Genomic DNA, 11,653 nt, shown 5'->3' with positions numbered 1-11,653 from the left:
ACTTACTTCGCGCTCTCCCCGCTGCTTTTGGACGAGAGCGCCTCGGGATTGAAGGCTTTCACAGGACCGGCGAACTGGCCGGTGATTTTGACGGCCATGCCGTCCTGCAAACCGACGAGACCATCAGCGACGACAAGCTGGTTTTCCTCAAGGCCTTTCAGCACCTCGAGGTAGCCCGGCTTGCGGCGACCGGTGGTGATCTCGACACGCTTGGCTTTCTCTTCAGCAATGATGAAGACAAAAGCCTTCGATCCGATGGGCACGAGCGCCCGCTCGGGAATGGAAAGAGAGATGCGTGGCTCCACGCGCAACGAGGCGGTGACGAGCATTCCCGGCTTCAGCAAAAGATCCGCGTTTGGCACCTCCGCACGCGCGGCGACAGCTCGGGTGGCGGGATCAATGCGCGAGTCGAGGCGAGAGAGCTTGCCTTTGAAAACTCGGTCGCGACTCGCCTCGGTGCGCGCTTCGATCTCCGTGCCTTCCTTGATCATGCCGAGGTAGGTTTCCGGCACGCTGAAGTCGATCTTCACCACGTCGATCTTATCCAGCGAGACGATCACTGTGCCCGGTGACACAAGTGCGCCGACGCTGATGCGCCGCAGCCCGAGCCAGCCATCAAAGGGTGCCACGATGCGCCGATCTGCGAGACGAGCTTCGGCTTCGAGGATGCTCTGCTTCGCCACCTCAGCCAGCGTGCGGCGTTCCTCCAGTCGTGCCTCGGGTGCCGCGCCGTCTTTGACGAGACTTTGCAGGCGGGTGATCTCGCGCTCGTGCTCGGTGAGCTGGGACTTCGAGGCCGAGAGCGCTGCCAGCTCTTCCGCTGCGCTGAGTTCCACGAGCAGTGTACCTTTTTTCACCTGCTGCCCGTCTTCAAAATGTAGCGCGGTGACTGTCTCGGTGACGTTCGCGCTGAGGTCGATCGACTCATCTGCCGCCACGGTGCCGATGGCGAGCAAGTCGAGTGCGTAGTCCATGCGGGTGACCTTGGCGGTAGAGATCGGCATGGCACCTTTCGCCTTCGCGGCGGCGGCTGGGATCTGCTTCAACGCTTTTTGCTGCTGCCAGAAGATCCATCCACCACCAGCGACAGCAGCGCTGATGATGAGGAAGACGATGGAGCGTAGCCAGGGCGCAGGACGGGAATCGGACATGATGGGGGGCAGAAACAAACGCCGCCAGATCCCTCCGCTAGCAGCCAAAACCATGCTGGACAAGTCGGCATCCGACTCTAGCATTCGCCCTCATGACCGCGCCAGCTTCGGCTTTGCTCCTCCTCTCCCTGCGACTTACGCAAGGGTAGGCGGCCCGCGTTTCCTCGTCATGCTCCCCAGCCGTCACGTCACGGCTACCGATCTCAGGGAAATCCTGTGCATCTTTTCCTCTTGTTCATCCTTTAAAGAAAGTCTGTCATGTTAAAGAACCCCTCCGCCAAGTATCAGCCCTTCCCGGCGATCCCGATCCAAAACCGCCAGTGGCCCAGCCGCACCATCACCCACGCGCCCATCTGGTGCAGCGTCGATCTCCGCGATGGCAATCAAGCCCTCGCCGTGCCGATGAATGTCTCCCAAAAGCTGGAAATGTTCGATGCGCTGGTGAAGTGCGGCTTTAAAGAAATCGAGGTTGGGTTCCCCTCCGCCTCCAACACCGAGTTCAGCTTCAACCGCCGCCTCATCGAGGAAAAGCGCATTCCCGATGATGTCACCATCCAGGTGCTGGTGCAGGCGCGTGAGGACTTGATCGAAAAGACTGTGCAGAGCCTCATCGGCGCGAAGCAGGTGGTCATCCACATGTACAATTCCACCTCGCCAGCGCAGCGGAAGTATGTGTTTGGCAAGAGCAAGGAAGAGATCATCGCCGTGGCCAAGAGCGGTGCCAAATTGATCAAAGACCGCCTGCATCGCCTCACTGAAGGCGGCACCAAAGTCACGCTGCAATACTCGCCCGAGAGCTTCAGCGCCACCGAGGTCGAGTTCGCCAAAGAGATCAGCGAGGCCGTTATGGATGTCTGGCAGCCCACGCCCGAGCATAAGATGATCCTGAACCTGCCCGACACCGTCGAGGTGGCCATGCCGAACGTCTATGCCGACCAGATCGAGTGGATCTGCACGAACATCAAAAACCGCGACAGCCTCATCATCAGCCTGCACACGCACAACGACCGCGGCACCGGCACCGCCGCCACGGAGCTGGGATTGCTGGCCGGAGCCGATCGCGTGGAAGGCACGCTCTTCGGCAATGGCGAGCGCACGGGCAATCTGGACATCGTCCAAGTCGCCATGAATCTCTACATGCACGGCACCGATCCGAAGCTGGACTTCAGCGACATGAACGGCCTCATCCAGATGTATGAGCGCACCACCGGCATGACCGTCCCCGCCCGCCAGCCCTACTCCGGCGAGCTCGTCTTCACCGCCTTCAGCGGCAGCCATCAGGACGCGATCAAGAAGGGCCTCACCGGCTACGACGAGCACAAAACCATCTGGGATGTCCCCTACCTCACCATCGATCCGCATGATATCGGCCGCGAATACCATGAGGTCATCCGCGTGAACAGCCAGAGCGGCAAAGGCGGCGTCGCCTACCTTCTCGAAAGCGAGTTCGGCATCGAGCTGCCCAAAGACATGCAGCGCGAGTTCGGCCCCATCGCCAATGATCTCGTGGACAAGCTGGGCCGCGAAGTCAGCGGCACCGAGCTGAAGCAGATGTTCTGGAACGAATACATCGAGCGCGAGACCCCCTTTGCCCTTCATCACTTCCATGCCGATGGCGTGGATGGCGTCTTCACCTGCCGTTGCAGTCTCGTCGTGAATGACAAAGAGCGCGGAGTCGTCGGCACCGGCAATGGCCCCATCGCCGCCTTTGTGAACGCCCTCATCACCGACGCCGGAGCCCCGAGCTTTGAGGTGTCCACCTACCGCGAGCAAAGCCTCAGCTCCGGCACCGAAGCCGCCGCCCTCGCCTTCATCCAGATCAAGACCGCCACCGGCAAACTCGTCTGGGGTGCCGGAGTCGATACCAACATCGAACTCGCCTCCATCAAAGCCGTGCTCAGCGCGGTGAACCGGGCGGGGTGAGTTCGCAAACCAACCGACAGCAAATGGGGGCAGAAAAATGAGAGTGATCCTATTTTCTGCTCCCTTCTTCTGTCAGCCTGATGGGGATTGATGGCATAGGAAGCTGTTGCACCCTGCATTGGAGAGATTGAGCCCTCTAATCTCGTAATTTCATCCCCCTATGAATCCCGTCTTCCACGACAAGCTCCAGCTCCGCACACGTCGCCAATTTCTTGGCAATGCAGGGCAGTTCAGCCTCGGTGCCATCGCCATGCAGGCGATGCAGGCCGTTGCGGCCCCGAAGTCGGACAATCCGCTCGCGCCAAAGCATCCGCTCCATGCCGCGAAAGCGAAGCGGGTGATCTACCTGCACATGTCTGGCGCACCGCCGCACCTGGACCTCTTTGATTACAAGCCGGAGCTGGTGAAGCGCGACGGCCAGAACTGCCCCGACAGCGAACTCAAAGGCCGCACCTTTGCCTTCACCACCGGTGTGCCAAAACTCATGGGCACGCCGCGCACCTTCAAGCAATACGGCAAGGCCGGCATGTGGATGAGCGATGCCTGCCCGAACTTCCATACCATTGCCGATGACATCACGATGGTGCGGTCGATGAACACAGATCAGTTCAATCACGCGCCTGCGGAGCTGCTGCTCTTCACCGGTCATGTGCGCCAGGGTCGGCCCTCCATGGGGTCGTGGGCCACCTACGGACTCGGCACGGAAAACCAGGATCTGCCCGGCTTCGTCGCGCTCATCTCCAGCGGCACGCAGCCCAGCGGTGGTCAGGGTTGCTGGGGCAGTGGTTTCATTCCCAGTGTGTTTCAGGGCGTGCAGTGCCGCAGCAAAGGCGATCCCGTTTTGTATGCGAACAATCCCGCCGGCATGAGCCGCGAGATGCGCCGCAAGACGCTCGATGCGCTCAAAGAGCTTAACGAACTCCAGTCCGCCGAACTCGGCCATCCCGAGACTGTCACCCGCATCGCCCAATACGAGCTCGCCTACCGCATGCAGGCCAGCGTGCCGGAGGTCATGGACATCTCGAAGGAGCCGCAGCACATCATTGAGGCCTATGGTGCCAAGCCTGGAGAGTCCAGCTTCGCCAACAACTGCCTGCTCGCGCGCCGACTCATCGAACAAGGTGTGCGCTTCGTGAATCTCTTCGACTGGGGCTGGGACTTCCACGGCACGGGCGTGGACAATGGCATCACCGATGGCCTGACGAAAAAGATGGCTGCCACGGACAAACCCGTCGCCGCATTAATCAAAGATCTCAAACAACGCGGGCTGCTGGATGACACCCTCGTCGTCTGGGGCGGTGAGTTTGGCCGCACACCTTTCCGCGAAGGTCGCACCGCTGCCAGCAAGGTGCTCGGTCGCGATCACTACCCGGACTGCTACACGCTCTTCATGGCCGGTGGCGGCGTGAAGGCAGGATTCGACTACGGCAGCACCGACGAACTCGGCTTCCACATCGCTGAAAACAAAGTCCACGTTCACGACCTCCAGGCCACCATCATGCACCTGCTCGGCTTCGACCACGAACGCCTCACCTACCGCTTCCAAGGCCGCAACTACCGCCTCACCGACATCCACGGGCATGTGGTGAAGGATCTTTGTGCGTGATCGCCACTCACTCCGCCTTCAGCGACCAGAGCTGCTTCATCGTTGCCAAATAAACGACGCCGTTCGCCGCGGTCACGGTGGCGCTGATGGGTGCTTTGAGTTCGAGATTGCACAGCACCTTTTTCTCCCGGCCTGCGGCGAGCACACAGAAGTTTCCTTTGCGGGTGCCGAGGTAGATTTTGCCATCGGCGATCATGGGCGAGGCCCAAAAGGTGCCGTTCATCGAGTGCGTCCACACGGCTGCACCGGTCTTCTCCTCGACACAATGCACACCACCATCGGAGTCCGTGGCATAGACGAGACCGTTATGCACAGCGGCGGTGGTGAGTGTGTGTTTGCCGAGCACGTAGCTCCATACTTCCTTGCCATTGTGTGGATCGACGCATTTGAGCCAGGACTGGTTCTTGCCCCAAAATACATCGCCTCCACCAGCGATGAAAAGCCTGTCATTCGCGATCACCGGCATGCCGTAGATGTTGCTTGGGCCTTCCTGCTTGTTCTGGGTGTAGAAATGCACCTTTGTCTTCGGCGCGGCGGGATCGAGGTCGTATTGCCAGCGCTTCTTTAACGTCACCACGGCATCGGTGGGCGATGCAGCTTCCAGAGTTTCAAAGGCGTAGGTGATGCCGTTACCGCCGCAGAAGAAGATCGTCGGTTTGCCGTCCACCTCCGCGAAGCTCGGCGATGACCACGTGGAGTGGAAGATGTTTGGTGAGATGTGCTCATCATCGCGGGCGAGATACTTTCCCGTGTTCTTGTCCACGACGATCAAACTGGGAGCCTCGGGTCGGCGGATGAAGCGATGCGTATTGTCCACACCGGTGCCGGTGTTCACATACAAGTGATCACCGCGAATGAGGACCGAACTGTGCGCATTGTCGTGGCACCAGATTCCGCAGGCCTCTTTCATGTCGAGCATCCACACGATGTCCGCATCGAGAGGTCCTGGTGTCATTACAGGCTGATCACGCAGGGCCATGTGCTTGCCCTCGTCTTGGTAGTGCCCGTCGTTGCCATTCGCCAGACCATTCACGTCCAGACACACGAGTTCTCCGCGATTGGTCACCAAGTAGGCGCGCTCGCCTTCGACGGTGGCTTCCGATGACATGCCCGTCTCTGGCCAGTCGAAGTATTTGTCGTCCTCCAGCTTCGGCACCACGAGTTGCCAGAGCAGATGCCCGTCATTTTCATCCAGGCACATGAACACACCGCGATCTCCAGCGTGCCTCGGATCACGTGGGTTGGTGTTGTTTGTGCCGATGAAGATGCGACCGCCTGCCACGATCGGCGTCGAGTGCGTCTGCGTGCCGAGATCGACTACCCACTTCACATTTTTCTTGGACTCGGGATCGAAACTGTCTGGCAGGTGCTTTTCCGTCGACACGAGATTCCTCGTCCACGGCTGCCCCCACTGAGGTTGATCAGCAGCCAAAGAAACGACGGGAAGCAGAGCGAGTGCGATTCGAGCAAAAGACATCCATCTTAAACGCGACAGCCTTATCGCTTCACGCGATCAAGCTTTGCAAACGAAGTGACAAGGAGAATGCATGCGCTCCGTACAGCCTTGATCCACCATGAACCGCCGCCACTTCTTCCAAACCACTGCCGGAGCTGCTCTCACCTCATGCTCAACGTTGAGCGAGCCAGATTCACTGATCATCGACACGCATCAGCATCTCTGGGATCGGGACGTCATCAGTCCGCCCTGGATCAAAGGTGCACCGGAAGTGCTGCGGCATGATTTTGTGACGGCGGACTATGTGAAGGCCAATGCAGGTCTGAACGTGAAAGCGATCTACATGGAGGTCGATGTGGCTCCGAAGGATCACGTTAAGGAAGCGGATGACATCGTGGTCCAGTGCCGCGCTGGAAACACACCCACCATCGCCGCGACGATTGGTGGAAGGCCTGCTTCGGATAACTTCGAGACCTATGTGAAGCGCTACGCGGGCAATGGCATCGTCAAAGGTCTGCGTCAGGTGCTGCATGGCGACTCCACGCCTCCGGGGTTCTGCCTGAGCCCCGAGTTTGTGCGCGGCGCTCGCACGCTGGGCAAGCATGGGCTCAACTTTGAGCTGACCATGCGCCCCACTGAATTGAAGGACGGCGTGAAGCTCATCCAACAATGCCCAGACACCCGCTTTGTGCTCGACCATTGCGGCAATGGCGACCCCAAAGCCTTCAATCCCAAACTCGGTCCCGGTTTGAATCGAAGCTGCACGCCCGATGAATGGAAACGTGGCATTGATGCCGTCGCTGCGCAACCCGGCGTCATGTGCAAGATCAGCGGCATCGTTGCCTTTGCCCCGCCGGGCAAATGGCAGGCGGAAGACCTCGCTCCCGTCGTCAATCACTGCCTCGACACCTTCGGTCCCGACCGCGTTTTCTTCGGTGGCGACTGGCCCGTCTGCCTGCTCGGCAGTCCTGTGCGCGGCTGGGTAGATGCGCTGAAGCAGATCGTGGCCTCACGACCTGCCAGCGAACAGCGGAAACTGTGGAGCGGGAATGCGGTGCGGTTTTATGGGCTGAAGGTGTAAGCCTATCTCTTCACCGCCCCGAGCACGTCCAGTTCGTGGATGGACCAGTACAGACCTTTCACTTCGCCGGTGTCGGTGATGCGGATGAATTTTGTGGTCACGGGCTTGGGGAAGAGGAATTCAGTGACGTTGGTTTCGCTGCTGCCTTCGAGGATGGGTTTGTCCCATTCGGTGCCGTTGGCGGAGGTTTCGATCTTCCAGCCGCGGGGCCAGTCGCCACGCGATTTGGCGGTGTCGAGGTAGAGGCCGGTGATGGCGGTGGCGGCGGGCAGCTCGATCTGAATCCACATGCCGGGCTTTTGCGGTGTGTGGGAATCCCAGCGGGTGCCGAGATCACCGTCGATGGCTTTGGTGAGTTCCTTCTCGTTGTGGCTGGAGGTGAGCTTCCACGCGGCGCGGTTCGGCAAAGGCTGCGGGTAATGCGAGCGGAGTTCTTCGATGGTCCAGGGCGTGGTGCGCTGGCTGAGTTCTTTGCGCAGCGCATTGACTTCCTTTTTCGCCACTAGCTTGCCGTTGTTGCCAAAGGCTTTGCGGATGTAGCTGGCGACATCGGCGATCCATTGATCATCAAAGCTGGCCATGGTGACCATCTGCGCCTCGTAGGTTTTGCCATCAATGGGGCCGGCGAGACCATTGAGCATGACACGCACGATGGCGTCACCTTGAACGGCGGTGCGTGATCCGGCGAGCGGTGGGGCGAGTGTGGCACCTTCGCGGCCTGCGATGGGCATGCCCGCGCCGTCAAAGCCGTGGCAGGCGAAGCAAAGCGAGCGGAAGATCTCTTGGCCGCGCTCGAGCTGCTTCTTTTCGTCCTTGGTGAAGCTGCCGCTGATCTTTGGTGCCTCGACAAGCAATTGCGCCCCGATTTCCTTCACGCCGACGCTGGCGGAGGTCATGAGCGTCATCTGCGCTTCGCCCTTCCACTTGGGCCAGTTGAGGTGCTTGGCGGTGTAAAGCGTCTGCAGCACCACAGTCGGGTCTTTGTCGGCCTTGAGGGCTTGAATGTCGGCGATCAAAGCGGCGTCGCCTTTTTTGAGCAGCGATTCAGCGACGCGGATGGCGCTGGCGCGGACTTGCGCGTGCTCGTCCTTCATCGCAGCGCGGAGAATGTCCGGCGTGATGGCATCGAGGCCTTCGAGCGTCCACAGCGCATGCAAGCGAGCAAGGTGGTTGTCATGCTTGAGCAGTGAAACAAGCGCGGGGACCACGGACTTGTCGTTTTTGACGATAAGCATGCGCTGCGCGGTATCACGCCAGAAGCCGTTCGGATGCGTGAGATGCGCGACGAGCTGTGCGGGCGTTTCGCCGATCATTTTCGGCTGCGGGCCGGGTTTGAAGTCTTTATGCACGAGACGCCACACGCGACCATGACCGGCGACGTGCTGCATGCCGGTGGGCTCGATGGCTCCGCGCAGGAAGCTGCCGGGTTTGACCCAATTTCCCTCCTGAATGATGCCGCGATACGCATCGACGATGTAGAGGCAGCCATCGGGGCCGGTGGTCATGTTCAGCGGGCGGAAATTCGGATCGCTGCTGCGGATGAACTCGCTCATCTGCTCCTCATACGGGTTCGCGACGGTGGTGATGCCGTCTTTGATTTCCACCGTGGCGCGGCGGATGAGGCGACCGACCGGCTCAGGCAAGAAGACGTTGCCATAAAGCTCCTTCGGCAGGCGATCCCCGCGATACACGGTCTGTCCGGCGCAGCCGGTGAAGTGGTTCAAGCGCTTGTCCTCCGGCGAGTGGAAGCGTCCGGGTCCGCCCTGGAAATCGCCGAGCCCGACGATGGGCCACACGGTGTCGAACTTCTCGCTCTTTTGCTGCTTCACATTGATCGCGGCATACAGAATGGGCGCTTGGTAGTTCCACAGGCCTTTTTCGCCGCCGGCATTGCTCCACCACATCTTGCCGTAATCATCCTGCGCCAATCCCCACTGGCCGCCATTCGGCGCGGTGTTCTCTTTGAGTGCCGGCTGCTTCTCGCCCGCCCAGCGCAGGCGGTAGCCGTTGTAGGTGGTGTAGATCCAGTTATCCAAGCCCCACACGAGACCACTGGGCTGATGCTCCATGTTTCCACCCCGCGGCCCGCCGACAAACCACGGCGCTTGCTCATCGGCCACACCGTCGCCATTTGCATCGCGATGAAGCGTGATGTCATTCGTGTTCGTGATGCCGACGAGCACCCGGTCATCCAGCGGCAGCACCATACGAGGCAGCAGCAGGTTATCCAGATACACGCTGTGCTTGTCGAAGACGCCGTCGCCCTTCGTCGATTCATGGAGCGAGATGCGGCTCTTTGGCGTGAGTTCGTCCGTGCCGTCGATGTCCTGCATGTAGGTGCGCATCTCGACGACGTACATTTTGCCATCACCATCAAAGGCGATCGCCATCGGCTCCTTGATCAGCGGATCGCTCAAAACGAGCTCCAACGAGTAGCCATCCGGCAACTGGATGGTCTTTAGCTCCTCCTCAGGCGTCTTGGCCTGAATGGGGAAGGTGTAAGTGGGGTTCGTTTCGGCGAATGTCGCGCTGGTGAAAGCTAGGAGGGAGAGGAGACGGAAGAGCATTTTGAGAACGCCATAGTCGTGGGGAGGCAAGGAAGCCTTGCAACGAGATCTCTTCATTCCAGAGGAGCATCTGGAGGTGTTGCGCGGAGGAAGGCAAGCCAGTGCCGCAGGCTGTTGGCCGCTGACGTGTCGGGCAGCGCGGCTTCATCGAGCGTGAGCGTCATTTCCCATCCATGCGGATGCTGGATGGCTGACGCGCCCAAGCTGGTCCACCAGGTGAGCATGACGTGATTGGAATCCAACACATGCGCCACGAAGCGCTGGATGCCCATTGCCCAGGCCTGCTCCCACAAGGCGGCCAGCAGAATCGTGCCAGCTCCCTGGCCCTGAAACTCATCTGCCACCGTGAAAGAAACCTCCGCCAGACTCTCATCTTCGCCAGATCGCCAGAAGGAGCCGCCGCCCACACCGGGAACATCGTCGTTGTCCTGGATGACGATGATCCAGCTTGCATGATGGCCCTGATCTTCCGCACAAAGCTTGTCAATGAAGGTCGGATTGACACCGCGAAAACGCGTCCAGAACCTGAAGTAAGTGGATTCAGGTGAGAGCCGCTTGAAGGCGTCGATGATCCGCTCCCGGTCATTCGGAAGCAGCGGGCGCAGGATCACAGGTAGCCCATCGCGAAGACGCAGTTGATGATGGGACAACAAAGAGGGCATGAGCTGTTTTGAACCGAAGAGGGGACCAAATCAGCCGATGATCAAGCACAGCAAAGCAAGCGAACAGCCATCGCATCTGCGAGGAGGCGTAGAACGAACTTCCGAGTCCGTTCCCTGGCAGGGCGCTAAGCTGAGATCGAACTTGGAAGTTCGATCTACTTTTTCGCATCAGCCTCAGCGAGGATCTTCTTCGCTTCCTCCGCACCGATCTCACGCACGAAAAGATTCCGCCAGCGGATTTCGCCGCCGTGGGTTTGCAGCATGATCGGGCCTTTGGCGGGATAGGGGACGGCTTTGTCGGGATAGTTCTCCATTGGGGCACCATCGACGACGAGCTTGTCATTCAGCCACACCCAGGTGCGGGCACCGATCTGGCGGATGCGGAAGCTGTTCCACTCGCCAAGGTCCTTGTCAGCAATCACGAGCGGATCACGCCCAGGTGTGTCAGGCGTGTTGTTGAAAAGACCGCCGGAGCCGAGGTGTGGACGACGGGTGGGCTTCGCTGGATCGAAGACTTGGCTCTTGTCCCAGATCTGGACCTGCGGCACGCCGCGCAGGTAGATGCCGCTGTCGGCTTTCGGCACGGTTTTGTATTCGATGTGGAATTCCATATCTCCAAACTCCTGCTCGGTGGTGGCATAGGGGCCGTGGCCATCGTTCACGAGTTCGCCATTTTCGGCTTTCCAGTTCGTGGGGAACTCCTCGCGCATCTTTTTCAGCGCAGCGTCTTTCTTTTCACCGGTGAGCTTCTGGACGCTGTGTGGATTCAGGCCATACCAGCCGGTGAGATCCTTGCCATTGAAGATGGCTTTGAAGCCAGCAGGCGGCTCGGCTGCTTGAAGTGAGGTGAGAACGAGGAGGGCGGCGAAGGGAAGAAGCTTCATGGTGGTGGGCAACAAACGGAAGAACTCGCGAAACAGTTTCACCCGCCGCCAAGGCGATGCAGAATGCAGTGTGAAACTCGACCGCCTCATCGCCAAACATCGCTCGCTCGGGCGAAGCGAGGCCCATCGACTGATCTCCAGCGGCTGCGTGCGGGTGGATGCTGCCATCTGCACGGCAAACCAGCATGAGGTGGATCGCTTCACCCAAGTGGAGCTAGAGACCGAAGTGGTGCAGCAGGCCGAGCGAGCGCTCTACCTGATGATGCACAAGCCCGGCGGAGTCGTCAGCGCCACGGTCGATGTTGAGCATGAGACGGCGATCG

General features: G+C 59.8%; 9 protein-coding genes. 4 read left to right on the top strand and 5 right to left on the bottom strand.

Annotated elements, in window-relative coordinates:
- Positions 1-2 precede the first annotated feature (2 nt).
- Positions 3-1,151, bottom strand: coding sequence for an efflux RND transporter periplasmic adaptor subunit (locus tag AC6FTP_RS11205; protein WP_497207005.1), 1,149 nt, complete (start codon positions 1,149-1,151; stop codon positions 3-5).
- 258 nt (positions 1,152-1,409) lie between these two features.
- On the opposite strand from AC6FTP_RS11205, the gene leuA reads away from it, so the two are divergent.
- Positions 1,410-3,074 (top strand): 2-isopropylmalate synthase, encoded by a 1,665-nt coding sequence (gene leuA / locus AC6FTP_RS11200; RefSeq protein WP_497207004.1) that lies wholly within the window; start codon positions 1,410-1,412, stop codon positions 3,072-3,074.
- A 160-nt stretch (positions 3,075-3,234) separates the two neighbouring features.
- Complete coding sequence (locus tag AC6FTP_RS11195; RefSeq protein ID WP_497207003.1) at positions 3,235-4,680, top strand: DUF1501 domain-containing protein; 1,446 nt, start codon at positions 3,235-3,237, stop codon at positions 4,678-4,680.
- 7 nt (positions 4,681-4,687) lie between these two features.
- On the opposite strand, the gene AC6FTP_RS11190 is transcribed toward AC6FTP_RS11195, so the two are convergent.
- Positions 4,688-6,064: an outer membrane protein assembly factor BamB family protein gene (locus AC6FTP_RS11190; protein ID WP_497207002.1), complete on the bottom strand. Its 1,377-nt coding sequence runs from the start codon at positions 6,062-6,064 to the stop codon at positions 4,688-4,690.
- A 190-nt stretch (positions 6,065-6,254) separates the two neighbouring features.
- On the opposite strand from AC6FTP_RS11190, the gene AC6FTP_RS11185 reads away from it, so the two are divergent.
- A complete protein-coding gene (locus AC6FTP_RS11185) occupies positions 6,255-7,217 on the top strand; it encodes an amidohydrolase family protein (protein ID WP_497207001.1) in 963 nt (320 codons plus the stop codon).
- 2 nt (positions 7,218-7,219) lie between these two features.
- On the opposite strand, the gene AC6FTP_RS11180 is transcribed toward AC6FTP_RS11185, so the two are convergent.
- The 3 genes from AC6FTP_RS11180 to AC6FTP_RS11170 form a co-directional block, all read right to left on the bottom strand.
- Positions 7,220-9,814, bottom strand: coding sequence for a DUF7133 domain-containing protein (locus AC6FTP_RS11180; protein ID WP_497207000.1), 2,595 nt, complete (start codon positions 9,812-9,814; stop codon positions 7,220-7,222).
- Positions 9,815-9,837: 23 nt separating this feature from the next.
- The gene (locus AC6FTP_RS11175; RefSeq protein ID WP_497206999.1) at positions 9,838-10,446 is read right to left on the bottom strand and encodes a GNAT family N-acetyltransferase; all 609 of its coding nucleotides are present in this window, start codon (positions 10,444-10,446) and stop codon (positions 9,838-9,840) included.
- 155 nt (positions 10,447-10,601) lie between these two features.
- A complete protein-coding gene (locus AC6FTP_RS11170) occupies positions 10,602-11,330 on the bottom strand; it encodes a 3-keto-disaccharide hydrolase (protein WP_497206998.1) in 729 nt (242 codons plus the stop codon).
- 70 nt (positions 11,331-11,400) lie between these two features.
- Between AC6FTP_RS11170 and AC6FTP_RS11165 the strand changes: the two genes are divergently transcribed.
- The coding region (locus AC6FTP_RS11165) for a pseudouridine synthase domain-containing protein (RefSeq protein ID WP_497206997.1) at positions 11,401-11,653 on the top strand (253 nt) is incomplete at its 3' end.

Source organism: Prosthecobacter sp. (assembly GCF_044378005.1).
Classification (GTDB): domain Bacteria; phylum Verrucomicrobiota; class Verrucomicrobiia; order Verrucomicrobiales; family Verrucomicrobiaceae; genus Prosthecobacter.
The sequence above is the reverse complement of the archived record's forward strand: the minus strand, read 5'-3'. Positions and strand labels throughout refer to the sequence as shown.